The sequence below is a fragment of the Rhodococcus sp. BH5 genome (genome assembly GCF_027583855.1).
Classification (GTDB): Bacteria; Actinomycetota; Actinomycetes; order Mycobacteriales; family Mycobacteriaceae; genus Rhodococcus_F; species Rhodococcus_F qingshengii.
Window position 1 is genome coordinate 170,154 of the sequence record NZ_JAJHVW010000009.1, and the last position, 26,152, is coordinate 196,305.

The 26,152-nt window shown below is 63.3% G+C and carries 29 protein-coding genes; 14 read left to right on the forward strand and 15 right to left on the reverse strand.

What is annotated here, in order from left to right:
• The first annotated feature begins 40 nt into the window (after positions 1–40).
• Complete coding sequence (locus RhoBH5_RS22560; RefSeq protein WP_003943578.1) at positions 41–1,594, forward strand: succinic semialdehyde dehydrogenase; 1,554 nt, start codon at positions 41–43, stop codon at positions 1,592–1,594.
• Between the two features lie 3 nt (positions 1,595–1,597).
• Positions 1,598–2,041, forward strand: coding sequence for an SRPBCC family protein (locus tag RhoBH5_RS22565; protein ID WP_003943564.1), 444 nt, complete (start codon positions 1,598–1,600; stop codon positions 2,039–2,041).
• A gap of 61 nt (positions 2,042–2,102) precedes the next feature.
• On the opposite strand, the gene RhoBH5_RS22570 is transcribed toward RhoBH5_RS22565, so the two are convergent.
• Positions 2,103–3,059 carry a proline dehydrogenase family protein gene (locus RhoBH5_RS22570; RefSeq protein WP_270008819.1) on the reverse strand — a complete coding sequence of 319 codons (957 nt, stop codon included), beginning with the start codon at positions 3,057–3,059 and terminating at the stop codon, positions 2,103–2,105.
• Positions 3,060–3,220: 161 nt separating this feature from the next.
• Between RhoBH5_RS22570 and RhoBH5_RS22575 the strand changes: the two genes are divergently transcribed.
• The gene (locus RhoBH5_RS22575; RefSeq protein ID WP_047272698.1) at positions 3,221–3,433 is read left to right on the forward strand and encodes a hypothetical protein; all 213 of its coding nucleotides are present in this window, start codon (positions 3,221–3,223) and stop codon (positions 3,431–3,433) included.
• Positions 3,400–3,579 carry a hypothetical protein gene (locus RhoBH5_RS22580; RefSeq protein WP_003943560.1) on the forward strand — a complete coding sequence of 60 codons (180 nt, stop codon included), beginning with the start codon at positions 3,400–3,402 and terminating at the stop codon, positions 3,577–3,579. Before RhoBH5_RS22575 ends, RhoBH5_RS22580 begins: the two co-directional genes overlap by 34 nt.
• Positions 3,580–3,588: 9 nt before the next feature.
• Here RhoBH5_RS22580 and RhoBH5_RS22585 read toward each other — a convergent pair whose 3' ends face one another.
• From RhoBH5_RS22585 to RhoBH5_RS22600, 4 genes are all read right to left on the reverse strand, one after another.
• A complete protein-coding gene (locus RhoBH5_RS22585) occupies positions 3,589–4,404 on the reverse strand; it encodes a siderophore-interacting protein (RefSeq protein WP_007735878.1) in 816 nt (271 codons plus the stop codon).
• 144 nt (positions 4,405–4,548) lie between these two features.
• Entirely contained in the window at positions 4,549–5,787 is a 1,239-nt protein-coding gene (locus RhoBH5_RS22590) for an HNH endonuclease signature motif containing protein (protein WP_270008820.1), read from the reverse strand.
• Between the two features lie 92 nt (positions 5,788–5,879).
• Complete coding sequence (locus tag RhoBH5_RS22595; protein ID WP_270008821.1) at positions 5,880–6,497, reverse strand: response regulator; 618 nt, start codon at positions 6,495–6,497, stop codon at positions 5,880–5,882.
• On the reverse strand, positions 6,494–7,696 hold the full coding sequence (locus RhoBH5_RS22600; RefSeq protein ID WP_003943587.1) for a sensor histidine kinase: 1,203 nt from the start codon (positions 7,694–7,696) through the stop codon (positions 6,494–6,496). The genes RhoBH5_RS22595 and RhoBH5_RS22600 overlap by 4 nt, the downstream gene beginning before the upstream one ends.
• A 114-nt stretch (positions 7,697–7,810) precedes the next feature.
• On the opposite strand from RhoBH5_RS22600, the gene RhoBH5_RS22605 reads away from it, so the two are divergent.
• From RhoBH5_RS22605 to RhoBH5_RS22615, 3 genes are all read left to right on the forward strand, one after another.
• Positions 7,811–8,857 (forward strand): ABC transporter permease, encoded by a 1,047-nt coding sequence (locus tag RhoBH5_RS22605; RefSeq protein WP_039973533.1) that lies wholly within the window; start codon positions 7,811–7,813, stop codon positions 8,855–8,857.
• Complete coding sequence (locus RhoBH5_RS22610) at positions 8,854–9,594, forward strand: ABC transporter ATP-binding protein (RefSeq protein WP_003943539.1); 741 nt, start codon at positions 8,854–8,856, stop codon at positions 9,592–9,594. The genes RhoBH5_RS22605 and RhoBH5_RS22610 overlap by 4 nt, the downstream gene beginning before the upstream one ends.
• A gap of 111 nt (positions 9,595–9,705) precedes the next feature.
• Positions 9,706–10,146 (forward strand): PAS domain S-box protein, encoded by a 441-nt coding sequence (locus RhoBH5_RS22615; RefSeq protein WP_003943598.1) that lies wholly within the window; start codon positions 9,706–9,708, stop codon positions 10,144–10,146.
• A gap of 6 nt (positions 10,147–10,152) precedes the next feature.
• Here RhoBH5_RS22615 and RhoBH5_RS22620 read toward each other — a convergent pair whose 3' ends face one another.
• A complete protein-coding gene (locus tag RhoBH5_RS22620; protein ID WP_003943606.1) occupies positions 10,153–10,779 on the reverse strand; it encodes a TetR/AcrR family transcriptional regulator in 627 nt (208 codons plus the stop codon).
• Between the two features lie 51 nt (positions 10,780–10,830).
• Between RhoBH5_RS22620 and RhoBH5_RS22625 the strand changes: the two genes are divergently transcribed.
• Positions 10,831–11,802, forward strand: coding sequence for a hypothetical protein (locus RhoBH5_RS22625; RefSeq protein ID WP_037130941.1), 972 nt, complete (start codon positions 10,831–10,833; stop codon positions 11,800–11,802).
• Here RhoBH5_RS22625 and RhoBH5_RS22630 read toward each other — a convergent pair.
• From RhoBH5_RS22630 to RhoBH5_RS22650, 5 genes are all read right to left on the reverse strand, one after another.
• Positions 11,749–13,041 carry a YcaO-like family protein gene (locus tag RhoBH5_RS22630; RefSeq protein WP_030535883.1) on the reverse strand — a complete coding sequence of 431 codons (1,293 nt, stop codon included), beginning with the start codon at positions 13,039–13,041 and terminating at the stop codon, positions 11,749–11,751. The two genes, RhoBH5_RS22625 and RhoBH5_RS22630, sit on opposite strands and share 54 nt — an antisense overlap.
• On the reverse strand, positions 13,038–14,378 hold the full coding sequence (locus RhoBH5_RS22635; protein ID WP_064688025.1) for a YcaO-like family protein: 1,341 nt from the start codon (positions 14,376–14,378) through the stop codon (positions 13,038–13,040). The genes RhoBH5_RS22630 and RhoBH5_RS22635 overlap by 4 nt, the downstream gene beginning before the upstream one ends.
• Positions 14,371–15,801: a CocE/NonD family hydrolase gene (locus RhoBH5_RS22640; RefSeq protein ID WP_050657051.1), complete on the reverse strand. Its 1,431-nt coding sequence runs from the start codon at positions 15,799–15,801 to the stop codon at positions 14,371–14,373. Before RhoBH5_RS22640 ends, RhoBH5_RS22635 begins: the two co-directional genes overlap by 8 nt.
• On the reverse strand, positions 15,798–16,610 hold the full coding sequence (locus RhoBH5_RS22645; protein WP_047272718.1) for a hypothetical protein: 813 nt from the start codon (positions 16,608–16,610) through the stop codon (positions 15,798–15,800). Before RhoBH5_RS22645 ends, RhoBH5_RS22640 begins: the two co-directional genes overlap by 4 nt.
• Before the next feature lie 94 nt (positions 16,611–16,704).
• Positions 16,705–16,893, reverse strand: coding sequence for a streptamidine-related RiPP repeat protein (locus tag RhoBH5_RS22650; RefSeq protein WP_047272767.1), 189 nt, complete (start codon positions 16,891–16,893; stop codon positions 16,705–16,707).
• A 92-nt stretch (positions 16,894–16,985) separates the two neighbouring features.
• On the opposite strand from RhoBH5_RS22650, the gene RhoBH5_RS22655 reads away from it, so the two are divergent.
• The 5 genes from RhoBH5_RS22655 to RhoBH5_RS22675 all read left to right on the forward strand — a co-directional run bounded on the left by RhoBH5_RS22655 (position 16,986) and on the right by RhoBH5_RS22675 (position 21,845).
• Entirely contained in the window at positions 16,986–18,245 is a 1,260-nt protein-coding gene (locus tag RhoBH5_RS22655) for an MFS transporter (protein ID WP_054827487.1), read from the forward strand.
• A gap of 84 nt (positions 18,246–18,329) precedes the next feature.
• Positions 18,330–19,397 (forward strand): FecCD family ABC transporter permease, encoded by a 1,068-nt coding sequence (locus RhoBH5_RS22660; RefSeq protein ID WP_162114201.1) that lies wholly within the window; start codon positions 18,330–18,332, stop codon positions 19,395–19,397.
• Positions 19,394–20,188 carry an ABC transporter ATP-binding protein gene (locus RhoBH5_RS22665; RefSeq protein ID WP_047272721.1) on the forward strand — a complete coding sequence of 265 codons (795 nt, stop codon included), beginning with the start codon at positions 19,394–19,396 and terminating at the stop codon, positions 20,186–20,188. Before RhoBH5_RS22660 ends, RhoBH5_RS22665 begins: the two co-directional genes overlap by 4 nt.
• A complete protein-coding gene (locus tag RhoBH5_RS22670; protein ID WP_063315292.1) occupies positions 20,185–21,165 on the forward strand; it encodes an ABC transporter substrate-binding protein in 981 nt (326 codons plus the stop codon). The genes RhoBH5_RS22665 and RhoBH5_RS22670 overlap by 4 nt, the downstream gene beginning before the upstream one ends.
• Positions 21,162–21,845 (forward strand): SagB family peptide dehydrogenase, encoded by a 684-nt coding sequence (locus RhoBH5_RS22675; protein WP_007735907.1) that lies wholly within the window; start codon positions 21,162–21,164, stop codon positions 21,843–21,845. The genes RhoBH5_RS22670 and RhoBH5_RS22675 overlap by 4 nt, the downstream gene beginning before the upstream one ends.
• A 1-nt stretch (position 21,846) precedes the next feature.
• Here RhoBH5_RS22675 and RhoBH5_RS22680 read toward each other — a convergent pair whose 3' ends face one another.
• The 4 genes from RhoBH5_RS22680 to RhoBH5_RS22695 all read right to left on the reverse strand — a co-directional run bounded on the left by RhoBH5_RS22680 (position 21,847) and on the right by RhoBH5_RS22695 (position 25,546).
• Entirely contained in the window at positions 21,847–22,131 is a 285-nt protein-coding gene (locus RhoBH5_RS22680) for an SHOCT domain-containing protein (RefSeq protein ID WP_007735909.1), read from the reverse strand.
• The gene (locus RhoBH5_RS22685) at positions 22,128–22,580 is read right to left on the reverse strand and encodes a DUF6325 family protein (protein ID WP_270008822.1); all 453 of its coding nucleotides are present in this window, start codon (positions 22,578–22,580) and stop codon (positions 22,128–22,130) included. The genes RhoBH5_RS22680 and RhoBH5_RS22685 overlap by 4 nt, the downstream gene beginning before the upstream one ends.
• 3 nt (positions 22,581–22,583) lie before the next feature.
• Entirely contained in the window at positions 22,584–24,230 is a 1,647-nt protein-coding gene (locus RhoBH5_RS22690; RefSeq protein WP_204855105.1) for an MFS transporter, read from the reverse strand.
• A 68-nt stretch (positions 24,231–24,298) separates the two neighbouring features.
• The gene (locus tag RhoBH5_RS22695; protein ID WP_125050158.1) at positions 24,299–25,546 is read right to left on the reverse strand and encodes a hypothetical protein; all 1,248 of its coding nucleotides are present in this window, start codon (positions 25,544–25,546) and stop codon (positions 24,299–24,301) included.
• An 18-nt stretch (positions 25,547–25,564) separates the two neighbouring features.
• Here RhoBH5_RS22695 and RhoBH5_RS22700 point away from each other — a divergent pair, with 18 nt between their 5' ends.
• Positions 25,565–26,152, forward strand: coding sequence for a DinB family protein (locus tag RhoBH5_RS22700; RefSeq protein ID WP_003944177.1), 588 nt, complete (start codon positions 25,565–25,567; stop codon positions 26,150–26,152).

The following is a 26,152-nucleotide window of genomic DNA, read 5'->3' on the forward strand; positions in this document are numbered from 1 at the left end:
TGTGTAACTCCAAGAACTACTCACCAGTAGGGGTACTGAAATGCCTGCTCCGTCCGCTGCGACCTTCTCGCGGCTCGCCGATCTGATCGCCATCGACAATGTTGCCGATCGCCCGACGAAGTCCATCACCGAGGTGTTCACCGGCAAGGAGCTGGCGACCATCCCCGTCGGCACCGCCGACGACGCACTTGCGGCCATCGCCCGTGCCCGCGTCGCCCAGAAGGAATGGGCCAAGCGCTCCGTCCTCGACCGCGCTGCCGTCTTCCACCGCTACCGCGATCTCATCCTCGAGAACCGCGACGCCCTCATGGACATGGCTCAGGCCGAGACCGGAAAGTCGCGTACCGCAGCTCAGGAAGAAGTCCTCGACATCTCGATGACGTCGCGTCACTACGCACGTGTGGCGCCGAAGCTGCTGCGCCCGCGTCGCGTCTCCGGCATGCTCCCGGGTCTGACGAAGACCGTCGTCCGCTACCAGCCCAAGGGTGTAGTCGGCGTCATCTCGCCGTGGAACTACCCGATGACGCTGGCCGTGTCCGACGCCATCGCCGCGCTGCTCGCCGGTAACGCCGTTGTCCTCAAGCCGGACAGCCAGACACCGTACTGCGCGCTCGCCTGCGTCGAACTGCTCTACAAGGCGGGTCTGCCTCGCGACCTCTTCGCCGTGGTTCCCGGGCCGGGCTCCGTCGTCGGCACCGCCCTGGTCGAGAACACCGATTACCTCATGTTCACCGGTTCCACCGCGACCGGTCAGCTCCTCGCCGAGCAGGCCGGCCGTCGACTGATCGGCTTCTCCGCCGAACTCGGTGGCAAGAACCCGATGATCGTTGCCGCCGGCGCAGACCTGCGCGAGGTCACCGACGCCGCTGTGCGTGCGTGCTTCTCCAACTCCGGTCAGCTGTGCATCTCCATCGAGCGCATCTACGTCGAAGAGTCCATCGCACCCGAGTTCATCCGCATGTTCGGTGACCGCGTCAAGAAGATGAACCTCGCCGCCGGATACGAATTCGGAATCGAGATGGGCAGCCTCGTCTCCGAGGCGCAGGTCAAGGCAATCTCCGCTCATGTCGACGACGCAGTGGTCAAGGGCGCCACCGTCATTGCCGGTGGCAAGGCTCGGCCGGACATCGGACCGCTGTTCTACGAGCCCACCCTGCTCACCGGGGTTCCCGAAGACGCCGAGTGCTACCGCGACGAGACCTTCGGGCCGCTCGTCTCGATCTACCCCGTCAAGGACGTCGAAGAGGCCATCGCTGCGGCCAACGACACCGAGTACGGCCTCAACGCCAGTGTGTGGGCGGGAAGCAAGGCTGCCGGCGAAGCCATCGCAGCGCGCATCCACGCCGGCACTGTCAACGTCGACGAGGGTTACGCACCCACCTGGGGCAGCACCGCAGCACCGATGGGCGGTATGGGTGTCTCGGGCGTCGGTCGTCGTCACGGCGCCGAGGGGCTGATCAAGTACACCGAACCGCAGACCGTTGCCACCACTCGCGTCATGAATCTCGGTGGACCGCGCGGACTTCCGGCCAAGGTGTGGGCAAAGCTCATGCCTCACGCCATCAAGATCATGTCCTGGGTTCCGGGCCGGTAACGGGTGGAAACCGCCAGCGCGTACATCGAGGCAACGCCGGTATCGGTGTGGAAGGTTGTCAGCGACATCGAAGGTATGGGTCGCTTCAGCCCTGAAAACACCGGTGGAACATGGACTTCCGGAACTCCGGGCACTGTGGGTGCAAAGTTCAAGGGCACCAACAAGCATGGTCTGATTCGGTGGAGCACGCACTGCACGGTGGTCGACGTGGTCGACTGCCGGAGGTTCTCCTTCGAATCGGACGAGCCGAAAGCGCGGTGGACCTTTGTGCTCGAGCCTTCGGGAACGGGCACCGTGCTTACCGAGACTCGTGAGATCTATGCGACGCCAGCGCTTTACGTGCGCATGATGTCGGGTAGCGGCCTACTCGGTCGGGGTCGAGATCAGCTGATGCAGACCGGAATGGAAACCACTCTGGCGCGCATCAAGGCGTTTCTGGAGAGCTAGAAACTTACACAAGTGGGGCTGCACTCGAATCGAGTGCGGCCCCACTTGTGTTGTTGGAGATCTAGTTTGCAGTGCTGATGAGCGCAGCGTCGATGAGCGCGGTGTAGACACGCTCTGGTTCTTCGGCGATGCGATTGAGTACGTACAGCCACCACTGTGTTCCGAAGATGACGTATTCGCGTGTGGTGAAGCCCTCTGCTCGGAGGGCGTCCAGCTGCTCGGTACCGAGGCCGAGCAGCATCTCGAACTCGACGTGCCCGGCTCTGAGCTTCGAATCATGCTCGGCGCGTAGTGCTTCGAGGATATCGCGGTCATGCGTCGCGATGGAGACCTGGTGACCCGATTCGACGATTCGGGCTGCGTAGTCGAGATACGCGCTGCGCAGTTCGGCACTACCGCGTGGGTAGGCGACGGACTCGGCTTCGAGGAAGGCGCCCTTCACGAGACGGATGCGGCCGGGTCGGTCCAGCAGAGCGGCGAGATCCTTTGCCGTGCGGTGCAGTCGGGCCTGAACGGTGATCCCCACATGAGTGAAGCGCTCGGCCAGTCGCGCGTGCATGTCGAGGACCAGGTCGGTGCGGTCGGACGCTTCGGCAGAGATGATCAGCTCGGCACCGGCGCGTTCCGTGGTCTCGGCCAGGCGCACGACATTGCGAAAGCACTGCTCCGGATCGATGACCAAGCCGATGTGCGAGAGGTCGAACGACACGGTGCTGTCGACGCCCGACGTTCCGATCCGTTCCGCCAATTCCACGAACACATCGGTTTCGGCGTTCGCGAGTTCGGGATCCCGGACGCTTTCTCCGGTGTATTCGATGCTCGCCTTGTGTCCTCGCGCGAAGATCGAGGGGAGTCGGTCGAAAGCGTCGTCGATGGTTTCGCCGCCGATGTAGCGAGCGGCGACTTTCCGTGCGAGTGCTGCCGTCGCGGCGTCCGCCATGGTGCGTTCTTTCAGGGATTCGTCGAGTGCGAGGCGGCGTAGGACGTCCGCGGCCTGGGCTTGTAGATCCGTGTTCACGGCTTCAGCGTATCCGGACGAGGGTGCGGGAATTATTCTACGAACCCTTGCGTTCGATCTATTGTCGATATATCGTCGATACGTCAAACAAACACAGACAGTCCAGGAGGACAACATGTACGCCCCACACAACAACCCAGAAATGCAAGAACGTCGCGAGCATGGCCGCCGAGGCCCGCATCGTGGACACGGTTTCCGTCGAGGATTCGAGGGCGAGCGACCCGAGGGTCGCTTCGAAGACCGAGCAGAAGGACGCCCCGAAGGCCGGCGCGGTCGACTTGACCAGCGCGGACACGGTCGGCCTCACTTCGGTGAAGCAGGCGCAGCGCTCCGTCCCGCGATGGGCCTACTCCGAGGTGCCGCTGTCGCGGTAGCCGCAGGTGGGACCGCTGAGCAGGTAGCCAAGGCCGAGGCAATTCTCGCCGAGGCACGCCGAGCACTGTTCGAGATGCTGGCGGAAAAGTCGGCTGACGCGCAGCAGGCTCACACAGAATCTACCGACACGCTGCCGGCAGAGTGATCACGGCGCTCAGGCGCCGACGGTGACTTCCTCGCTGTTCATGCCGGAAACGTGGCCGTCGGCGCCCTCTCGCCAGTACCCGACAACATTGTGCTTGTCGCGAGCTATTCCTCGAACTTCCCTCAGATGCTTACGAATACGACGGCTGGTTGCGCTTTCGCACGCCACCCACGCGTAGATGTCGGCCGATTCGGATTCGGGAAACTCGACCTTCTCCACAGCTTCGAACAGCGCGCTCGGCGCCTTTCCGAGGCCACTCCCCACGAGCCACGTGTACGTGACGTCGCCGCGAGTGACAAATTCCTGTCGATCCTCTTCGGTTTCGACCTCGATGATCGCCTGTGCGACATCGCCTTCACGAAGTTCTTCGACAATCCTGCCCAGTCCGGGGAGACCCGTGGCGTCTGCGACCAGCAGCTGCCAGCGAGGACCCGCCGGTGCTTGGTAGTGGGACCGCGAACTGTCCGACCAGAAGACGCCTAGTAGGTGACCTGGTTCGGCCCGCAGGGCCCAATCCGCTGCAATACCGCCAGGGTGCACGACGAAGTCGATGTCCAGACGTCGGCCGCCGTCGTGCACCTTGCGCACGGTGTAGTGCCGCCACGGTGGCTCGGTTCCGAGATCGGCCTTGCCGTAGTCGGGATTGTTGAAGTAGTCGTATTCTGCTTCTGTTTCACCGGGTTTCGGGAACGCGAGGTCGATGCGCTCGTCGCCTTGTCCGCCGGTCGGCCAGTGCCAGTCGCCTTCTGCCTCGATGCTGATTCGCCGCATGTGCGGGGTCAGGGACGTGACGGTGACAACGCGGGCGGGTTCGCAGAAAGACATGCCTCGACCCTATGGGTCCGGCGTGTCGAAGTGGAGACAGATGCTGTCGCAAGACGGACATCGAGCGCAGCCGAAAAGGCCAGCGTATGCCCCGGGGCATGATTCTTCCCCGGTGCACACGCTGGCCTTTTCAGTTATGTCGGTTCACGCCGCTGTCGGTGGGCTGTTCCCGCCGATCGGCTGTTGATACGGATCAACCGACATCGGTGGATAGAACACCGATTTCCGATCCGGGCCGATCTCCACCCGCCACTCCGTGTGGTGCAGCGTCCGGTGGTGATGACCGCACAACAAGATCAGGTTGTCGAGATCTGTTGGGCCACCATCGTTCCAGTGAACAATATGATGGGCATCGCACCACCCCGACGGAGTTCCGCACCCGGGAAACGCACACCCGCCATCACGAACCGCCAACGCTCGCCGCTGCGGCACCGTCGCCGTTCTCGCTTCCTTACCGCAGTCGAGCGGAACACCATTCTCATCCAACAAAATTCGCGTGACCGTGCAATCGCAGGCCAACATCCGGGCAGTGTCGATACTGATCGGGCCCACCCAATCCGTCCACGCGAAACCCAGTTCCTGAGTCGACGGCAACATATCCTTCATTGCTTTGAGGTCGGTCATGTCTTTCGCCGACGCAGTCACCGTGATGTGCGGTTTCACCCCGCCCTCGATCGGACCCAACCCCGCCCGCTCATACCGCCGCAGTAGTTCGCAAAACCCGTCCGCCCGCCGTAGCGCCGGCGTGCGGGTGTCCTTGACCCCGTCCTTCTCCGGTGTCGGAGCCGACAGACTCGACAACAACGTGATCAGACGGGCCCCGTTCACAGCATCCAGATCACCCTTCACCGACACGCGCCCGTACAGGCCTTTCGAGGCGTAGAACTCGTTACGCTCCGAATCCTCGCCGACCGGGACGCCGTCCTCGCGCTTGCCGTACTGCTTCTCGATCCGCCGGATCGCCGCCCGCACCGCATCGCAATCCGCAATGTTCTGCGACGCCAAACCCAACAGGATCCCGCGAGCCTTGTCCACATCCGCCGGCGTCATGTTCTTGGGCGGATGCTGACAAAACGACGCCACCTGACGGGCTTTCAACGCATCCACGTCACCACGATGAAACGCATCCGCCACAACAGGTTCGAGCATCAACAACCGCGCCAACCCGACCAGCAGACTGCACTCACCGATCTCCAGATTCGTCGAACCATGCAACCACTGCGCGATCGCCCGAAAACCCTTCCCACCGAGAACCTCCCGGGAAAACATCTCCACGATCAGCAACACCATCCGCGACTGCAACTCGTGCCGGACACGCACCAGATCCAGAACCTCACCCTTGAGGTCCTCGCCATCCAGTTGCCACGCATCCCGACTGTCCATGCTCAAAGTTTAATCGAACAAAGTTTCGAACACAAGAGAATCGCAGGCGAAAATAGCTGCTGTTCAGCTACTTTCGACAATTCGGGCAAATGTCAGATCGAACCCAGCTCCCGCGCACGAGCTACCGCCGACGTCCGCGACTTCACTCCCAACTTGCCGAAGATGTGAACCAGGTGCGACTTGACCGTGGTCTCACTCAGGAACAGATCTTTGCCGATCTCTCGGTTGGAGCGACCCGCCGCCACCAACTTCAGAACTTCGATTTCCCTTGGGCTGAGGCTGGTTTCGGGTTTGCGTACCCGAGTCATGAGCTTCGACGCGATGGCGGGGGAGAGAACGCTGTCCCCGCTCGCAGCGGCGCGGACGGCTGACAGCAACTCGACCGGTGGTGTGTCCTTGAGTAAGTACCCGCTGGCCCCGGCCTCGACAGCGCTCAAGATGTCTGCATCCGTGTCGTAGTTGGTCACGACGAGTACGTGCGGCGGATTCGGCAGCGCGCACACCGCGCGGGTGGCGTCGACGCCCGTCTTCCCGGGGCCGAATCGCAGGTCCATGAGCACGAGGTCGACCGGCGTGGTGGCGCAGAAGGCTATGGCTTCCTCGGCGGTGCCCGCTTCGCCGACTACCTCGATGTCGGCTTCGCTTTCGAGCAGCGCTCGTAACCCGGCGCGCACGATCGCGTGATCGTCGGCGAGCAGCAGGCGGATCACGGTTCGCCGACTTCGAGAGGAAACGTCACCGCGACGGCCGTGTGTCCCGGCTCGGACTCGATGGAGAAAGTCCCGCCCTGCAGTTCGACGCGCCGGCGAATTGCATTGAGGCCGAAAGATTCCGCCGGGCCACGTTCGAGAACTGCCACGTCGAAGCCGCGACCGTTGTCGACCACGTCGAGGCTGACGGTGTCATCGGAATAGGTCAGTGTCACAGCCATTCTGGTTGCATCGGCATGGCGGAGAACATTGGACACCGCGCCCTGAGCGATGCGTACCAATGTTGCTTCGAGGGGCATCGGCAGCCGCACTGCCTCGCCTTCGACCACGGAGCGCGCTTCCAGTTCAGGACTGCTCGCGCGTTCGCAGATTCGACGAAGCGCGTCGGCGAGCGACTGACCGTCCAAGGCCGCGGGCGTCAATTCGGCTATGAGTTGGCGGGTTTCGGCAAGACTGTCCGCGGCAGTTTCCCGTGCGAGGCTGATCTGACGGATGGCCGGGCTGTCCGGATCGGCGCGTTCGGCAGCGTGAAGGAGCATCTGGATGCTCGAAAGTCCCTGGGCCACGGTGTCGTGAATCTCGGCGGCGAGTCTTTCACGTTCCGCGAATTTTCCGGCATCGCGAGACGTCGACGCCAATTCTTCACGGGTGTTCATCAACTCGTCGATGAGACGACCGCGCTCGGCTGCCTCGCGGTACAGCGCTTGATATCCGAGGCCGATTGCAACCGCTACGGCAGCGCCGATGATCGGGCCGACGGCGCCGGCAATCGTCCATCCACGATGCAGGCCGGTGCCGACCACGGCGACAGCCGTTGCCGCGGTGACGGCGAGAAGACTCCAGGGGCGTCGCAGAATATGGAGATAGAGGAAGAAGAGTCCGAACGCGAGGTAGGCGGCGTCGGCGGATACCGCCATCGTCGCGATCCAGACGAGGGTCAGCACGGCCAGCCACCAGCGGGCAGCGTTGCCGCGCAGCCTTTTGGCGACCCCGAAAAGATAGACGGCAACAAAGATCACGGCCAACGCGATGATTGTTGCGGTCAGGTCGGATTCGTCGATCAGCGCTCGAAGAAACACCACACCGGCCAGCGCCATGACAAGGACATGCAGGCCCAGTTGTAGGCCGGCGAAGACAGGCGTGAGCGGAGATCGGTGCATCTCGCCCAGCTTAGCGAGGTTCGGGCCTGGTTCATCCATCAAAAGTTGTAAACCGGGATGGTTCTTTCGAGCGCTGGAATGTCGATCCGAGGTGCGATGGAAAGAGTCTGCATCCGCGAGAGCGTAGAGGCAAGCACAGGAAAGGAATTCACAGTGTTTGTCGCAATGAGGGACTTACGGGCAGCGCGAGGTCGTTTCGCGCTGATCTCCGTCGTGGTTCTGTTGGTTGCACTTCTGGTCAGTTTTCTCAGCGGGTTGACTGCAGGACTTCGCCATCAGAACGTGTCGGCCATCGAGGCCATGAATGCCGACACGGTGGTGTTCGCCGACACCGGAGCCGGGGCGTCGTTCGACGAGTCGGCGCTCACGCAGGACCAGGTCAACGCTTGGACCTCCACGTCGAAGGACGTCGATCCCATCGGAATCGGTCGCGGGAAAGCGGGATTGGCCGACGGAAATCAGAAGTCGGTGGCCCTGTTCGGCGCTGATGGCGGTTTCGGTGACGTGACGCCGTCGGCGTCAGGCACGGTGGTGTTGAGCGAAGGTGCCGCCCGCGATCTGGGGGCGGGCGCCGGCGATCAGGTGAGTGTCGGTACGCAGCAGTTCACCGTCAGCGCCGTTCGCGGTGACGACTGGTACAGCCATTCGCCCGTCGTCTGGATGACGCTCGACGACTGGCAGGCGGCCAATCCACGCGGCGGAGTTGCGACAGTACTGGCTGTCACCGGAGCCTCCGACGCTTCCGCAACGGACAAGGCGGCTGCGACGACGTCGACGACGGTCAGCGGTTCGCTCGACGCGATCGGTTCGTACAAGTCGGAGAACGGGTCGTTGACGTTGATGACGCTCATGTTGTTCGCGATCTCAGCCCTGGTGATCGGTGCGTTCTTCACGGTGTGGACGATCCAGCGAACTCCGGACATCGCGACGCTGAAAGCGCTCGGTGCGACTACCGGTTCGCTGGTGCGCGACGCACTGGGTCAGGCGCTCATCGTTCTGATTGCCGGTGTCACCGTCGGAATCGGGCTGACGGCCGTGGCCGGATCGCTGATCGGTGACGCCATGCCGTTTGTCCTGGACGCATCCACCACCGTCGTACCTGCCGTGGCATTGATCGGGCTCGGTCTGCTCGGCGCGGCCTTTGCACTTCGATTCCTCTCGACCACCGATCCACTCACAGCATTGGGGAGCGCACGATGACCATGACAACCGGCACCACAGTTCTCGACATCCAGAACGTCGATCTGACGTTTCCCGATGGGCAATCGCGGGTGACGGCGCTGGACGACGTGTCTCTGCGACTGCACCGCGGCGAGATCGCCGCGATCACCGGGCCCTCGGGTTCGGGCAAGTCCAGCCTGTTGGCGGTGGCGTCGACGCTGATCCGTCCGGATTCCGGGCACGTCTATCTCCGGACGCCGGAAGGCAGCACCGACATCGCTGCGCTGAGTCGGCGGGCGGCGTCGGAGCTGCGACGCTCGTCGATCGGCATCGTCTTCCAACAGTCGAACCTCGTGTCTTCGCTGACTGCACTGGAGCAGCTCGAGGTGATGGCGCATCTGGGGCAGTCCGTGTTCACGTCACGGGCCCGTCGCAAGGCCGTGAAATCAAAAGCGATGGATTTGCTGGACGCTGTCGGGCTCGCGGATCAGAGCGGAAAACGGCCGTCCCAGCTGTCGGGCGGGCAGCGACAGCGCGTCAATCTCGCGCGAGCATTGATGAACGATCCGCAGCTTCTCGTGGTCGACGAGCCCACGAGTGCGCTCGATCAGGAGCGCGGTGCCGCTGTCATGGATCTGATCATCGGCGTGGTGCGGGAACGCGAGGCGGCAACCCTTCTCGTGACACACGACCGAAGTCACCTGTCTCGGATGGATACTGTCTATCGTGTTGTTGACGGTTCCTTGGCGGAGGATCAGGAGGCGCTCGCGGCGTGACTCAGGCGGGCACGATTCGGGCATTCGTCACTGCATCCGGGCGGGAAGTCAACCCGCGATTTGCTGGGCAGTTAGACTGTTGTCGACTCGGGCAACTTGAGAGGACGTGTTATGGAACGCCGCCGCAACGTTGCGCAGCCGCCACAATCGCCGATTGCGGATCTGGAGCAGATGCCTGCCCTGATTCTCCTCGACCGGCTTCCGGTGCCGGTCATGGCCGTTCACCGCGACGGCAGCATCGTTTTTGCCAATCCGTCCTTCGCTGACATGCTGGGATATCCCAAGAAGGCCGTCTCGGCGTTGCGTTTGCAGGACATCCTCTACGACAAGGATGCCGACGACGTCAGTGCAGAGCAGGCCCATCGTGAACTGAGTTCCGAGCCGGGCTCGGTCAAGGAGTTCGTGCACTCCGACTCCACGTTGGTGCGCGCGACGGTCAGCCAGTCTCTGCTCCGACGGGACGACGACACGATCACCCTTGCCGTCCTCCACGATCTGACGGAGCGCCTGTGGAACAACCCACGGCACATCGACGACAAGCCCACCAAGTAATCCCAGCTACTTCCGGGATTTGACGGTTCGGTCCAGGCCGAGGGTGGCGGCAAGGGTGTTGACCACCCATTCTTCGTACTGTTGGCCGGTCCAACCCGCGCCGACCACGAGGTCTGTGTAGGTCTCGGGACTGAGCAGCGTGAGTGCGACGTTCACGGCTGTTTCGAGGTCGACGGTTGGCGCTTTTTCGACGATGCCGACCATCAGATGTTCCTGCACCGTGCGTCTCTGAGTGCGGTTGATTTGCCACAGACGGGCGGCGTCCTCGTCGGCGGAAGCGGCGGCCCGCAGTGCCAGCAGGATGTCTGCGGTGCGTTCCAGAATGAGCCGTCCGTGGTGAACCTGAATCCGGAGTTGCCCGAGTGGATGTGGGGCGCCGAGTGCTGCCGCCACCCACGGACGGTCGAGAGTTGCCGTCTTTTCCTCGTCGCCCGCAACGGCCACGTCGAGCAGTGCTGACAGCACGCTCGGCTTGTTGCCGAACACGAAATAGACACTCTGCACCGACACGCCCGCCGCCGCGGCAAGCTGCTTGATCGTGGCGGCCGCGTAGCCGGGATCGACAAAAACCTCACGCGCTGCCTCGATGATCTTGCGCCGCGCCGACGTGTCTTCCCGAAGAACCTCAGTCATGATTAGAGTCTAACTCTAGAGTCGAACTCTAGCGACTCGGGAGGCGAAGTAATGACGAAGGTTCTTGTACTCGGTGGCTACGGTGCCGTCGGGATTCCCCTGATGAAACAACTCGCGAAGGTCCCCGAAATCTCCGCGTACTCCGCCGGCCGTGACCCTGCCCGCGCGGACGTCGTCGTTGATCTTAAAGAACCAGGCGCGTATTCGACTGTGGTTCGAGACTTCGATGTCGTGGTGAATGCGTCGGGTTTCGAGGATGTTCGCCTGGCCGACGAAGCGGTACGCGGTGGGGCGGCATTCGTCGACATCACGGCGACCTCGAGCTACTGCGAAGAATTGGAAGCGGTCGACGGACCCGTTCTCATGGGCGTCGGGTTGGCGCCGGGATTGACCAGTGTCCTTGCAACCGAGGCGCATCGACTCGGCGACGGACCCGTGGACATCCTGATCGGCCTCGGCGGTGGAGAACTACACGGGCCGGCCGCAACGGCGTGGACGTACGGGATGTTGGGCACGAGGTTTCCTGATCCCGACGGACGATCGGTCCGCAACTACACCGGGATGAAGACGTTTCGAATACCGGCCGATGCGACCGGCTACCGCACCGGTCCTGCTGTGCGGGCCGACTTTTCGGACCAGCATGCGTTGACGCGAGACCTCGGTGTTCCGGTTAGGACGTACCTGCGATTGGACACGTCCACCGCGACGCTCGGACTTGCGGCCATGACGTGGGCACCCGCTCTACAGAAGGTCGTGCCGAAGAAGCTGTGGGGCTCGGATCGTTGGGTAGCGATGGCCCGAGCGGATACCGGCCCGGCGCTGTGGGTTTCGGGGCGTAGCCAGTCGGTCGCGACGGCAGCTATCGCCGCGCGCGCCGTGCAGGTGATTCGGGATGCCGCGATCTCGAAGCCGACGTGGTTCCACGCGGTGGAAACCACCGAGTCGTTGCAAGCGGCGGTTCCCGAACTGTCAGTGCGGCAATGGGATGGTGCGAGCCGATCGTCCGGCAAGACTGTCCACTAGTCGGGGCGAGCCGAGAAACGGCAATCCGGCGGCCGCATTGGTGAGACAACCGGGTACGACGACGCGGACGACGTGCAGGCCGGCGTGGAGAACATCAGTTGTGGTGAGATCGACCCATGCCGGCCGGAAACCGGCTGCCGTCAGAGCGCTTTCGGTGCCGGCGGCTGATGTCAGAGAGTCGAGTCCCACCTCGCCGACGACGGCACCGACCAGCTCACTCTCGAATCGTGCTTGGATCTCCGGGTCCAGGTGAAGTTGCAAGTGGCATCCGTAGTCCATCACGTCGGCAAAATCCGATCGGTAGGCGCCTGCATAGCTTCGGTCAGCTCGCCAAGGCGCAAGCGGACTGGTCGGGGAGGCCGCGGCTCGACCGATGCCGCTCTGCGGGTTGTCGTAGTCGGCGGAAAGCAGCTGCAGCTGAAGCGCTTCGCCGAGTGACTTGAACGCAGCGGTCTGGGCGTCTTCGTGGCAAGCGGTACCCATGGTCGAGTATCCGGTCAGTCGGTCGCAAACCAGGGCGCCCAGGACGGGGATCTCAAAATCACTCTCGAATGAAATCCACCTGGTCGAGAGGCTGTCGTGATTGCCCAGTCGAAGAAGCGCCTCGGGCATGCCGGTGACGACCCGAACACCACGCCGCCCGGTCCAGGACAGCGTCATCGCGTCTCGTTCGACTATCTCGCGCAAGGCATTGTCGATTGCGAACTTCACCGAGGGTCCGGCGGCGAGACCCGCCTGAGCTACCGGAGAGATCGCCGGACCCGTCCGGGCGACGAAATGAGGATACGAACCCCAGACGAGTTCGGCCGGTACCCAGATATCCGAACCCGTGATCAGGTCGGCTCCGCGAGTCCAGTCCATCTCCAGATCGTCGGTTGGTTCGACGAACGGGAACTGTGGCCGCGCGTACTGGGCGGCGTCGAAACGCGCGAGTTGTGACAGGTCGATGCTTGCTCCGATCAAGGCATCGGCCGACCCGCGGACGATCGGTTTGGCGACGATGTTGCCGCAATATCGTTCCACCGCTTCGCCTATCGCAGCTGCGGTAGGCCGTGCACGGTTGCCCAGATCGAAGCAATATCCGGCGCCGGCCGAGTCACTGGACCAGGGTGAAAAGCGTGCTGAATCACTGACATACGAGTGAATCAGCTTGAACTCGGGCGGAAAGTGCTGGGGAACAACGGCGTCGACCAGCTCTCGAATGATCCCAGTTCGGCGGTCGACGAGCGAAGATGTCATGCGAGGGGGACCGGCAGATGCAGATGGGTGGTCGATGCGCTGGTCAATCTGCTACCTCCAAGAAGGGGAAAGGCTGCCGGGGCGTTGTTGTACAGGCCCGGAGTCAGGACGCGGACGACGTGCAACCCGGCAATCGAGATGTCGCCGGTGGTGAGATCGACGGAAATCGGCTGGTGTCCCCGTGACGTCAGAAACGCTACGAGAGAAGCCAGATCCAACGGCGCTTCGTCGGGAATCTTTGATACCGAAAGTGTTTCGGTGTAGTCGAAGAGATGTTCCTCTGCGGCCAGAGCCATCGTGGGATCAAGATAAAGTTGGGCGACGGTCGGCAGATCGACGACGTCTTTCCATTGCGGATCGAACTCGTCCCGGTAACGACGGTCGGCCCGAAAGGGTTTGTACAGGTGCGCCGGCAGCGTTCCGTCCGCCACGCTGCGCCAGGTCGGCCCGTCGGGGTCGGCGAGGTCGATCGTGATGGCAAGTACCGCGTACGCCTCGACCAGTGCCTTCGAGACTGCCGCCTCCACCGTCGGTCGACAAGCTGTGCCCAGCGCGACCAGTCCACGTCGGTCATCGCGGATCCACGCTGCGGCGACGGGAATGCCGAAGGGGGAGGGAAGCAGCAGCACTCGAACGCTCCGGGTCTGGCTCTCCAGATCCCCGAGTTGGCGGTGCGCAGGCAACCGCTCCCAGTCGGAAAGCTCGATCGCCGGCTGTGACCGGTCCCCGCACCACCACAGCGCGGTGGCATCGCGTTCGAGAAGTTCCAGCAGAGCTGACATCTCGGCCTCGTCGCGTGAGCGTCCCGCTGCGATTCCGGCGTACTGCAACGACGCGATCGGTGGCTCGCAGCGACGGGTGCCTGTGTAGTACCCGAGATAAGTCAGGGCCGCAGGCACGTAGGTGGGCGCTTTCTCGTCCATGGTGTGACCCAATGCCCAGCGAATGTTCAGATCAGAGGCGAAGGGAACAAAGGGGAATCCGGGAAGGCGGTACTGATCCTCGCTGTACAACGCAAATTTCGCCGGATCGACGACCCGTGAGCCGGCCAGTTCCAGCGCTGATGCACTGCTGCGGACCAGATCTTCGGGGACCACGTTGCCGCAATATCTTTCGACGGCCTCACCGGTTGCCGCCCCGCGGGCCGCTGCATCGTTGCGTATCGAAGCCCCGAATCCGTAAGGGTCCGCGCGAAACAGTGAACCGCTGCCGCCGAAGTTTCTGGTGTCGGCCACCCTCGCGGCCCAACCGACCCAGCCCGTCGGCATGTCCGAGCGAATGTGTGGTTCCAGTGAGGTCAGCACGCCGCTCCGGGCGTCGACCAGCAAGTCATCCACCGTCAGTTCCTCCGCGTATCGGCAGGGTCAACGACCCGGAAAATGATTGGTGCAGTGCGGTACTGCGTGTTCCTCGATAGCGATCACCGTCTCCGAGATTGCGTGCGAGTCGTGGGAAGTCCGAGCCGGCGATCCGCAGCGTCAAGACATCACCCGCGCGCACAGTGTGCAACACGGGATCGAGATCGATGGTCAACGTGCCGGAGCAAAGGCTGACGCCGGCCCCACGAGCGATCGACCTGGTGACTCCGGCGCTATCGACGACGCTCAGCTCGACGATCCAGTCAGCTTCGCCCTCGGGCGAATGCACTGTCAACTCCACCGAAGGCATTCCCGACAGCACACACTCGACCTCCATGTCGAAAGTCCAGACAACACCGTCGTTTCGGCCCTCGTCTGCGTGGTGCGTGAAGTTGAAAGGCGCCGTCCTCGGGTCTGGTTCGAGACGAACGCGATTCGCACCCGTGACAAACGGTTCGGTCGACCATTCGCCGACACCCCGGTCGAATACCCGATTGATGGTCAGGGGCCGCGCAGCGAATACCGATTCCATCCACTCGACCTGAAGGCGGCCGAAACTTGTCTCGCCGACCCTTCCAGGGCGGAGGTCGTGCGCCCAGGGGCCCACGATCAAACTCTGCGGCCCGCGCCCCACGGACGTGAAGTGCCGCAGTGTCTCCCGAATCATCGCATCGTCCCAACCGCCGATGTGCAGCCCGGCGATGTCGAGTTCGGAGAGTTCGTCCGCGGACACCAGATCATCGCCACCGAAGTCTTCGCGTTTACGAGCGCGAAGGATCGGCGTCAACCAGCCCGGTGAATCGGAGGTCAGACCAACCTCCTCGATCATCGACTGCACCGGGAGATGTTCCAGCAAAGACGAATCCGAGCGCATCAGGGCAGGGATGAAACCCTCACGAGAGGAAGACGAATCTCCGTGCTCGCCCCACCACGCCAGATGCTCGGCGAGGAGAAGTATCCCCGAGGGATCACGTTTGACGCGGTCGCTTCCGATGGTCGGCACCTTGGAGACGACGCCGTCTACACGAAATGACCGATCGGCGCTGTTGGTCTCGGTAGCAAATGCCCAGGCGGTTCCGGCCGCATACGAAGCCCCGCTTGCGATGACGCACTCCGGTGTCCACGGCTGATCCTGCAGCCACTCGGCCAGGGCGGCGCTGTCCTCGCGCTCGTGGACGTAGGGTTCCCAAGATCCGGTGGAATCGTGCCGTCCACGTACGTCCTGACAGATGAAGGCAATTCCTCGCAATCGCCATTCGATCCCCTCCGCCAGATGCCATCCACGCCCGTACGGGGTGCGGATCACGATCAGTCCCCGCGGTGAAGAATCCGGTGGGAGAAGCACATCCGTAGCCAACGAAGAACCGTCTGCTGCCGGGATCTTCACGCCGAGTGAGATCACCGGAGCGTCGGCGCGGGTTCGAGAACGCCGCCGGGCAGTGGTAGCACGGGATGGCGAGTCATCATGAGGGTTCGCGGATTCATCCGGATCTGGTGGTGAAGGTGTGATGGCGGTGCGCCATGTACACCAGCCACGACGTCCGAACATGCAAGCGCACTGGCCATTGCGGCTGCGGTGGGTTCAAGTTCGAGCGGGCGAGGTTCGCTGCCGGCGAGGTGATTCCACAGTGCCTGCAGATGATCCGGGACGCGCGACGCGGCAAGCCGTCGACCGCAGACGTCCCGGTAGCTTGCGCTGCCGATACCGTCGAAGAAGGGTCCGATGCAGATCTCACCCAGCTCCGCGTGGACGCGTTGCCACGGTGTTTGGTTTCGGCGGCACCAGGTATCGAGTTCCGACCACTCGTCGTGAGGAGGAGCACCGGCAACCGACAGTACGAGGTCCGAAGACGCAACGTCGTCTTCGATTGGCGCAGTAGTGGATACGACCTCGAGATGCGGAAGAGCCTTGGAGAGCAGGGCGATGCAAGCATCGGCAACGGGCCCGATCCCGTCCATCAGCACACGCTGTGGGCGCGGAATCTCTGGCACTTGACCTGGAACAGCCAGCACGCCGCGAGAGACGAGGGCGTCGGCGATCTCGATAGCTCCCGGGCCGAGCACCGAACCAGAGCGCCTGAGAAAGTTGTCGAGTTCCGCGAGGTCTTCGGCCGGCGCGCCGATCGTGACCGCGTTCTCGTCCGGTGTCAGGTAATGCCAAACACCGTCCGTGGTCGGATACAGCTGGTGTCCGTCGGCGAGGGCGTACACGGATCTCCTTGTCGGTGCCCGCACCCGACGAGTCGGATGCGGGCGGGGTCATCGGCAGATCAGACTGTCGAAACAGTCTGGATCAGGGGAGGTTTCAGCTCTGGAAGCTGAACGGGTTGTCGACGAGGGCGTTGGTGCCCACACCCTGCAGGGCGTGTGCGGACGTTGCCTCGGCAACCGGCTCGAAGGTGAACGGGTTGTCGACGAGAGCGTTGGTGCCGACGCCCTGGAGTGCATTGGCCGGAGCCGAGTTGGAGATGCTGTCGAACGAAATGTTGCTCATTGTCATCCCTTCCGTAATGGAAACCATTTCCATTACGATGCCACCGTACGAAAGATCGCCACGGAGAGCAACAGGTACAAGAGAGTGCATACATGAGCGAGACCCCGACGACGGGATCCGTCGAAGCGCAACCACATGTCTTTCGGGACAGATCGTTTCGATTGTTCTTCACGGCTCGTACGATTGCTGTAGCCGGTGCGGCGGTCACCGGAGTGGCCATGCCGATCCTGGTGTTCGACATCAGCCGGTCTCCGTTTCTCACCTCGCTCGCGGCTGCGGGGACGGTTCTGCCGTATCTCGTGTTCGGCTTGTTCGCCGGCGCCGTGGCAGACCGAGTCAACCGGCGGACGGTCATCCTGTGTGCGCAGGCCCTAGCTGCACTTGCTTTGGCGAGTATTCCGGCAGCGCAGGCACTCGGCGTATTGACGGCGTGGCATGCCGTCGGCGTATCGATGTGCATCGGAACGTGTTTCGTGTGGTTCGACGCCGCTGCTTTCGGAGCGCTGCCTGCTCTGGTCGGTCGGCAGAGGATACCGGCGGCCAACAGCGCGCTGTGGACGTCCAGCACGCTGATCGATGTTGTCTTTCCGGCGATAGCCGGCGTGCTTGTGGCCTCGATCGGCCCGGCCTACGCATTGGGTGCTGATGCACTGGCTTACGTACTGGCCGGGCTGGCCATGGCCTCGATCGGAGCCTCGTTTTCGATGACTCCTGCGGCGCCGAAGAAGTCGGGAACCGGAATTGCGCGTGACATACGCGAAGGCCTCAACTTCCTCTGGCAGTCGCCGCTTCTGCGGGCCTTGACCGGCGTCGGCTTCGTCAATTCGCTGACGCAGGGTGCGGTTACGGCGCTCCTGGTGGTGTACGCATCCGAGAGGCTTGGGATTTCGACGTCGAGTCCGATGATCGGCGCCGTGTGGACGGCCGTCTCCGTGGGTGGAGTGGTCGGGGCAGTCTTGCTCCCACGCCTACCGGCGCAGTGGCCGGTCGGGGCGATCACGGTCGGGGCGCTGACCATCGGCCCGGTGGTGCTGTTCGTCGTTGCGACAACCGGCAATACCGGCGCCGCGATCACGGCGCTCGTCGTCTACTCCGGCTGTGCGACCGTCACCATCCTCAATGGCATCGGTGCACGTCAGCGCCTGACTCCAGATCGTCTGCAGGGGCGCGTGAACACCACGGCGAGGATGGTCGCCTGGGGTGGTTCGCCGGTCGGCGCCTTGATTGCCGGGGCAATCGCAGGACGCTGGGACATCGGCACCGCCTACCTCGTTGCGTGCATCTTTGCGCTGGTCGGGGCGCTCTTCGCGTGGGCGAGCGCGCTGCGGACCGACCCTTATCCGCACAAATGAGCATGTGACTATTAATGAAAACGACTGTCGTTATGGTTAGATCCACCTGTTCATGACTGCGAACCCCACCGACTCAGGAGTGCGATGACGCTGACCAGCGAGGCAGCACCACGAGTGCCGTCGTGTCCACATCCCGTCGGTGAGCGCGGGTACGTCCCGTTTCTGTTGGCCACGGCGGTTGTGCTTGTCGCGGTCTCCACCGTCGCGGTGTGGTCGGGTGCCGCGTCGGTGTCCTTTGCCGACGTGTTCGCGGTGTTGTACGCACACGTCGGCGGTCCGCCGGTCGACCCGCTGCTCGATCGGATCGTGTGGGGATTGCGGGTACCGCGCATTCTGATTGCGGCATTGGCGGGCGCCGGATTGTCGTTGGCCGGCGCCGTGCTGCAAGCGTTGGTGCGCAACCCGATTGCCGATCCGTACATTCTGGGCGTGGGTTCCGGAGCATCCTTCGGTGCAGTACTGATCATGACGACCGGCATCGGCACCGGCCTGTCGATCGGTGTCCCGGTGGCAGCCTTCCTGGGGGCCATGATCTCCCTGATCGCGGTTCTCGTACTGGGTCGGCGAGAAAGAATGCTCGTCCCGCTGCGCATGGTCCTGGCCGGAGTTGCCATCGGCTATCTGCTCTCGGCTGCAACAAGTTTTGTGCAGTTGCGCGCCGATCCGAGTCAGCTTTCGGGAGTGCTCTTCTGGTTGCTGGGCTCGGTGAGCGGGGCCAGTTGGTCGGATCTCGGTGTGCCCGCCGCGGTGATCACCGTCTGTGCGGCAATTCTGTTGACACAATCGCGCCAACTCAACGCGTTGGCCATGGGAGACGAGAGCGCGCAATCGGTCGGCGTGGACGTGCGCCGTACCAGGTTGCTACTACTGGTGATCGCGTCGTTGCTGACCGCGGTTGTCGTATCCGTCGCCGGGGGAATCGGTTTCGTGGGGCTGCTCGTGCCGCACGCCGTACGACTTCTGGTCGGTTCCGATCACGGCAAGCTGCTCCCCGCGACCGCGTTGGTTGGTGCCACCTTCCTGGTGATCGTCGATCTTGCGGCTCGGATGTTGGATGCGCCCAACGAATTACCGCTCGGGATCATCACCGCCGGATTGGGTGCACCGTTCTTCCTCTGGTTGCTTCGACGGGACGGCGGTGCGCAGTCATGAGATTGTCGGCCAGCGGAATTCACGTCGTTCGGGGCGGACGCCTCGTGGTTTCGGGTGTAGACCTCGAAGCGCCCGAGGGAAGCGTGGTCGGACTCGTCGGACCGAACGGCAGTGGAAAGTCCTCCCTCCTTCGCGCGTTGTATCGCTCGATGAAGCCGCGAAGCGGAATCGTGAAGGTGGACGAGGTGAATGTTTGGGACGATCTCTCGCCTCGATCGGCAGCACGCATCATCGGTGTTGTGGGGCAAGAGCATTCATCCGATTTCTCGTTCAGCGTCCGCGAGGTGGTTGCAACGGGTCGAACGCCGCATCACAGCGCGTTCTCTCGACTCGGCGAGATCGACCGAGACATCGTCAGCGCAGCACTGATGCGAACCGGCATGCAGGGCTTTGGATCACGTCTCTTCGCCGAACTGTCCGGCGGAGAAAAGCAGCGTGTGATGTTGGCCCGGGCGATCGCTCAACAACCGTCGGTGCTGGTCCTGGACGAGCCCACCAACCACCTCGACATCCGTGCTCAACTCGAATTGATGGAATTGGTCGCCGAACTCGGTACCACGACGATTGTCGCGATCCATGAACTCGCCTTGGCCGCAGCGTATTGCGACTACGTCTGTCTGCTCTCCGGCGGGGTAGTTGTCGCGACAGGACCAACGGCCGAGGTCCTCACCGAGGACCTGCTGTCCGAAGTATTCGGGGTTCAGGTGCATCTCGGCACTCATCCGTTGACCGGGCGCCCCCTGCTCTCGTTCGCCCCTCCGCTCCTACACACGAAAGAAGCAGTGTCTTGAAATCCTCGATACGTACTGCCGCGCTGTTGTGCTCGGCCGTTACCGCCACTGCAGTACTGACCGCATGCGGAAACTCCACGGCGGATTCGGCGGCGTCGTCGTCCGAGAAGATCACCGTCACCAATTGTGATCGCGAGGTCACGGTGCCCAAGACGGCGGAGCGGATTGTCTCGCTGTATCCGTCGATGACGGAACTTCTCATTCAGCTCGGCGCCGCCGACCGCATTGTCGGACAATCGAATACCGACCTCTCTCCTCCCAGCCCCGAACTCGCTGATCAGTTCGCGGCCGTGCCGGTACTGAGCACCGGAGTTCCCGCGAAAGAAGCATTGCTCGACGCCCGTCCGGATCTGATCGTCTCCGACGGGGAATACTGGTTCGACGGTGACCGATTGCAGACCATGGACGAATTGCGTGACCTCGGCATCCCGATCTTCGTGAACAGCGGCTACTGCCACAAGGCCGTCACCGAGGGGCGGATCGACGACGTCTGGTCCGACCTCGACGGTCTCGGCGCCTTGACCGGAACAAGTGACGCGGCAGCAACCCTCCTGGCCGACGGCAAGAAGTCCCTCGCAGCAACCGAGGCATCTGTCGCCGGGCAGGAGCCGGTTCCCACTGTGATGGTTCAGGTTTCGGAGGGACAGTCCTATGCTCTGGCCAGGGGCCTCTACAGCAGTGTGCTCGAGGCCGCCGGGGGAAGCAATCTTTTCGAGAACGACCTTCCCGACGGAAAGTACTTCGGCCAGGTAGCCACGGAATCGGTGCTCGCGAAGTCGCCGAAGGCTGTCCTCGTCGTCTACTCCACCGAGTCGGCTCGGGAATCCACCCTGGATGCTGCGCGGACGGCATTTGCCGGAACCCCCGCCGCGGCGTCGAATGCGATCTTTGCCGTTCCGGAGGCGTGGTTCGCCGGCGAGTTGGTCTCGATCGACGGGGCCGGCGAGGTGTCTCGCCTGCTGCACCCGGGTTCGTGACCGCACTCGAGCGAATCGAGGCCGTCGTATCGCTGCATGCAGTGTTGGACCGGACGGTGAGTCCGTCGGAGCTACCGTTCGACGAGCACGCACTGCCGCCGGTGACGTGTGAATCCGTGGAACTGCCGGCCGCGACGCCACTGCCGGCCTGCGGGTTCGCGGACGTCTTGCAGGCACGACGGAGCCGCTACGACCCCGCACAGACGGCACTCCGAGCAGGCGAGCTGTCAAACGTGTTGCACCACAGCCTTGTCAGCAGCCCGACGGCGGGCGGGATGCGCGAACTGACGCTGTCGTTTGTTCTCAGCCGACCCGGAGACGAGCTCGGAGTCGGGGTATACCGATATGCCCGAGGCCGTGCCGAAGCTGTCCGGCCAGGCGACGTGCGAGAGCACCTTCGAGCGAGCCTTCTCCAACCCGAGTTCGTCGACGTGTTCCCGGTTCTTCTGTTTGTGGTCGCCGACGTCGAAGCTCCGCTCGAGAAGTACGCGATGCGGCACTACCGCACGATGCACGTGGATGCCGGTGTGCTGGTTCAGAATCTGTACCTCGTGACCGAGGCGATGGGACTTGCGGGCTGCGCCATCGCAGGATTCACGGATGCGCGAGTGGCATCTCTGTTGAATCTCGCGACGACGCAGCTTCCCGTCATGGCTTTTGCACTCGGGAGGCGCAGCTAGGTCAGGCGAGAATACGTGCCTTCTGGGTCTCGAACTCGGCCTCGGTCAATACTCCCGCATTCTTGAGTTCGCCCAGCTTGGTGAGCTGTTCGAGCTTCAAGTCCATCGATGCTGCCGGAGCTGCCTGCGGTGGCAGGGGTGGTAGATCGGGAATCGGCGGCACCGGCTGGGCCTGCGCTGCGCGAGCCTGATCTTCGGCGGCCCAACGGGTCCGCTGACGGCGCTGAACATTGCCGTGAATGGAGCTTGCGACGGCTACCCGGCCGGCTCGCCTCAAGAAACTCATGCGTCCTTCTCCGTATTGCCTGGTGCGGTGTTGTCGAGTGCGGTGGCAAGTTCGTCCAAGCTCAGGTGACCTTCGGTGACAATCTTTGCCCCGCTGCGTGTCCACGCGTCGATCACCGGCAGTAGTGCCAGTTCCTCGTAAACGAGCACGGCGGCAACACTACCGGTGGCCAACTCGTCACCAACGGCAGCGAGGTCGCCGGCGTCGAGCAGTCCGGAGGCAGCGCCGTCGAACTGCGCCAGATCGAAATCTGCGAGTTCGAAGGTCGATGCCGGTACGACGGCCACTGATCCATCGGCGGCTTTGGTGACGAACTCGAGGTCGAGGATGCGGATCACGCCGGAGTCGACGAGAGTGAGCAGCTGCTCGAATCCTGCGGAGGTCGGTGCACCGCCGGGAAACTCGACGGCAACGTATTCGATCGGACCGAATTGGTCTTGGTTGGACATCGGTTACTTCTTGCCCTTCGTGGGTTGCGGTTCTTCCAGAGCAGGTACTTCGTCGGGCATGCGGCCGGCCGGAATGATGGCGAGCAGGGAGAGTCCGGCGAGGACGAGTAGCGAGGTTCGCAGGGCGCGCAAGCGCGCTTCGGTGTTGATCCGGATGGCTTCGTCGATCTGTGCCTGTGTCGCGGAGGTGTTTTCGAGCGTCACGACGAGTTGATCGTTGGGGACGAAGTTGACCTGGTCGAGATTGATCCCTGACTCGACCTTGAGTGATGCCGGGATGGTGGGGTTGTCGATCAGCTGCGAGCTGACGAGGGTACCCAGGATTCCGACGGCGAACACGCTGGCCACCGCGATGCCGACGCTGCCGGACATGTTGTGTACCAGTCCCCGCCAGGCGCCGACGTCGCCGGCCAGTTCCTTGGGGGCTGCGGTGAGGAGGGTGTTGAACACCAGCGCAACGATGGCGCCCTGCCCGAGGCCGAGGGTGATCAGTCCGATGACGACAAAGATCTGATGCCAGTCGCCACGAATGGTGAAGGCCAACAAGATGAGTCCAGCGGCAACGACGACGAACCCGGCTCGTGCGATCAGACGCGGGGAGTACGTCTTGTACAGACGCGCGACGACGGTGCTCGCGATGAAGATCGAAAGTGTGTACGGGATGATCGAGAACGACGTCTGCAAGCTGCTGCGGCCCTGGATGATCTGCATGTACAGCGGAATGAGGAAGTTGGCCGCGGTTCCCACGAACATCATCGTCGCCATGCAAATCGTGGTGGCGCGCTCGGCGCCGGTCTTGAGGACGTCGAGGTTGAAGAGCTGAGGCTTGTTCTGCGCCTTGCGGCTTCGCGTCCACTGGAAGAATCCCTGCGCGCAGATGGTGCCGAGGACGATCAGGATGGCCGCGGGTGAAACACCGATGACCGAGAACGGCGCAGCGTCGGTGGCCAGGATGACGCCCCACGAGTTCAGGCCGCTGAAACCGAAGCTGAGCAGGATGACGGCAACAGCAGCAATGCCGGCGCCGGCCCAGTCGATGGTGATGTCCTTCTGCGGGGGAACAGGTTTGACCCGGAAGCTCAGGATCAGGTTGACCACCGCGAGAGCCACGACGAGGGCGAACGAGTATCGCCACCCGATCGTCGTCGCGAAGGAACCGGCGATGAGCAGCGCAAGCACACCGGCCGCCGGGATTGCTGCTGCCAGGTAACCGATGGCCTTTGCCTGCTGATCGCCACTGAAGTTCGTGGCGATGAAGACCGTCAACGCGGGAGCGATGAGGGCGATCACGGCGCCGGATGCAGCTTGGGCCACGAACAGCATTGCCGGGCTCTGACTCAGGGCGACCGCGGCCATTGCGAGGCCGTGAATCGCGACGGCAATCTGGAAGACCAGACGCGTTCCGTAACGGGCGCCGATCTTGGCCCCCAACAGAATGAAGGCAGCCATGGCGAAGGTGCCCGCGGTGATCGCGGTGCCGACACTTGTTGCGGGCGTGTCGAGATCGGTGGTGATGCCGGCCATCGAGACGGTCAGAGCATTGACGGCGAACGACGCCTGAATCTGGGTGAGGACCACCACGATGAGTGGTAGCCAGGAGGCGGTGCTCACGGCGGCCGTTGTGGCGGCCGCGCCAGGCTTTACGGACATGATGGGTCACGCCTTCCTCGACACTGCGTGTACTCGCGACGTGCCCGGATCAGCCACGCACGGCTACATTAGCCGGAATTGTGCTGAATGGTCGCCTGCAAGTGGTTGGTTTCTTCGCGGTAGACCACCATCTCCCGGTGCAAGGCGCGCCGGAAGCGCGGTTGCTCGGCCAGGAGTACGGCCAGCACGGTCAGCAACAGCCACGTCGCGGCCGCGCTCGCGAGGAGCAGCAGGACCGGAATCCACGGACCGCCCATCTGCTCGAGCAGCGTCGTCTTTGCCCAGACGCGCCAGTAGAGCATCAGATTGACGATCAGTCCGACACCGTACGAGATGACGAAGGACAGCAGGAACTGCTTCCACGTGCCGTCGTGGCGCCGCGCCGTCATCGGTTCTGCCCGCAGCGGCAAGCTCACCGACATCACGTTCGCGACCCCCAACCAGAGCAGGATCATGGTCAGCACCTGGCCGCACGCCTTCACCAGGTCGGCACTGCTTCCGGAGCGCCACGCGAGGACGGCGCTGAGCAGGAACCCGGCGCTGCCGACGAGAAGCAGCATCACCGCGTTCTTCGCGACCAGTACGTGCCAGAGCCTGGTTCCACCGGACAACGCAGCACGGACGCGGCCGGCGTCGAAGCTGAGCGCATTGGTGCACACGACGCTTCCGACCACACCCGAGAGTGCATACAGCGCAAGGTAAGGCAGTCGATCTTCCTTGGTGTCCCACTGGAAGAGGCGAATGAATGCCAGGTACGCCAAGCCCATTCCGAGGCTCAGCCCCAGCCGAAACGCGATCGACCGAGGCTTACCACTCACGACGTGCCGTGCTTCCTCACGGATCCGGGAGCCGAGATCCTGCACGTGGCGGACGACGGGGTTGCCAGAGTTCAGCGGGACGTAACCGCGGATCGCGGCGGCGACGGTATCGGTGTCACCGGCATCGAGCGCGGCGACGCGTGCTTCGAGAACCGCAAGGTGGGCGGCGCGCAAGGCTATCCGTGCGGTGGTCACCGCGGCGACGGCGTCGGCCTCGGCCTGCGCGGCGGTGCCGATGCCGGCGTCGGCGGGCAGTGGCGGCTCCAACGTCGTGATCAGTTCGAGTTGGCGCGCCATGTGCGGCGACGGTGACAACCCGCTGTACGACGGTCGGCTCAGCGCTGATCGTTCGTCGTCGAGCGAATCACGGACGGCCGCGGCAGCCTTGCGGACGGCTGCCGGGTTGTGCCAGCGCACCGACCGGGCGTCACGCTCGGCGGCGACGGCCCGGGAGGCAACCTCGGTCAGATCCTCGACCGCTGTCAATGTCTGCTCCACTCGGTTTAGGTTGGTTTCATGACCACCAACTCGGAAAAGGAAGATCTCCAGCGGTACCTGCAGGCAGCACGTGATGCGCTCGTCTGGAAGCTCGACGGGCTGTCGGAGTATGACATTCGGCGCCCGATGACCCGGACAGGGACCAACTTGTTGGGTCTGGTCAAACACATGATCGGCGTCGAGCTCGGGTATTTCGGTCCGACGTTCGGCCGTCGGGTTCCCGATCTACCCGCGTGGTTGCGTTCGGAGGAACTCAACGTCGACATGTGGGCCCGCGCCGACGAGTCCACTGCCGACATCGTCGAAACCTATCGCCGCACCTGGGCTTTCGCCGACGCCACGATCGAGGAGCACGATCTGGACGCCCCCGGCTTCGTGAAGCACTGGCCGGAGGATCGTCGCGACGTCACACTGCACCGGATACTCGTTCACGTTGTCACCGAGATCCATCGGCACGCCGGCCACGCGGACATCGTGCGGGAGCTGATCGACGGCGCCGCTGGGATGAAGGCGGGCGACAACAATCTGGCTCCCGGCGATGAGGCGTGGTGGGCCGAGTACACCGACCGTCTCGAGACGGCGGCACGCGAGGCCCACCACGCCTGA

Excerpts from the sequence above, each read along its gene's own strand:
- RhoBH5_RS22575 (WP_047272698.1), top strand. The coding sequence starts at position 3,221 with ATGGCCGCCGAGGCCCGCATCGTGGACACGGTTTCCGTCGAGGATTCG.
- RhoBH5_RS22655 (WP_054827487.1), top strand. The coding sequence starts at position 16,986 with ATGAGCGAGACCCCGACGACGGGATCCGTCGAAGCGCAACCACATGTC.
- RhoBH5_RS22630 (WP_030535883.1), bottom strand. The coding sequence starts at position 13,041 with ATGACATCTTCGCTCGTCGACCGCCGAACTGGGATCATTCGAGAGCTG.
- RhoBH5_RS22620 (WP_003943606.1), bottom strand. The coding sequence starts at position 10,779 with ATGACTGAGGTTCTTCGGGAAGACACGTCGGCGCGGCGCAAGATCATC.
- RhoBH5_RS22680 (WP_007735909.1), bottom strand. The coding sequence starts at position 22,131 with ATGAGTTTCTTGAGGCGAGCCGGCCGGGTAGCCGTCGCAAGCTCCATT.
- RhoBH5_RS22700 (WP_003944177.1), top strand. The coding sequence starts at position 25,565 with ATGACCACCAACTCGGAAAAGGAAGATCTCCAGCGGTACCTGCAGGCA.
- RhoBH5_RS22685 (WP_270008822.1), bottom strand. The coding sequence starts at position 22,580 with ATGTCCAACCAAGACCAATTCGGTCCGATCGAATACGTTGCCGTCGAG.
- RhoBH5_RS22660 (WP_162114201.1), top strand. The coding sequence starts at position 18,330 with ATGACGCTGACCAGCGAGGCAGCACCACGAGTGCCGTCGTGTCCACAT.
- RhoBH5_RS22690 (WP_204855105.1), bottom strand. The coding sequence starts at position 24,230 with ATGTCCGTAAAGCCTGGCGCGGCCGCCACAACGGCCGCCGTGAGCACC.
- RhoBH5_RS22585 (WP_007735878.1), bottom strand. The coding sequence starts at position 4,404 with ATGTCTTTCTGCGAACCCGCCCGCGTTGTCACCGTCACGTCCCTGACC.
- RhoBH5_RS22625 (WP_037130941.1), top strand. The coding sequence starts at position 10,831 with ATGACGAAGGTTCTTGTACTCGGTGGCTACGGTGCCGTCGGGATTCCC.
- RhoBH5_RS22615 (WP_003943598.1), top strand. The coding sequence starts at position 9,706 with ATGGAACGCCGCCGCAACGTTGCGCAGCCGCCACAATCGCCGATTGCG.
- RhoBH5_RS22600 (WP_003943587.1), bottom strand. The coding sequence starts at position 7,696 with ATGGATGAACCAGGCCCGAACCTCGCTAAGCTGGGCGAGATGCACCGA.
- RhoBH5_RS22590 (WP_270008820.1), bottom strand. The coding sequence starts at position 5,787 with ATGGACAGTCGGGATGCGTGGCAACTGGATGGCGAGGACCTCAAGGGT.
- RhoBH5_RS22665 (WP_047272721.1), top strand. The coding sequence starts at position 19,394 with ATGAGATTGTCGGCCAGCGGAATTCACGTCGTTCGGGGCGGACGCCTC.
- RhoBH5_RS22610 (WP_003943539.1), top strand. The coding sequence starts at position 8,854 with ATGACCATGACAACCGGCACCACAGTTCTCGACATCCAGAACGTCGAT.
- RhoBH5_RS22560 (WP_003943578.1), top strand. The coding sequence starts at position 41 with ATGCCTGCTCCGTCCGCTGCGACCTTCTCGCGGCTCGCCGATCTGATC.
- RhoBH5_RS22580 (WP_003943560.1), top strand. The coding sequence starts at position 3,400 with ATGGGCCTACTCCGAGGTGCCGCTGTCGCGGTAGCCGCAGGTGGGACC.
- RhoBH5_RS22650 (WP_047272767.1), bottom strand. The coding sequence starts at position 16,893 with ATGAGCAACATTTCGTTCGACAGCATCTCCAACTCGGCTCCGGCCAAT.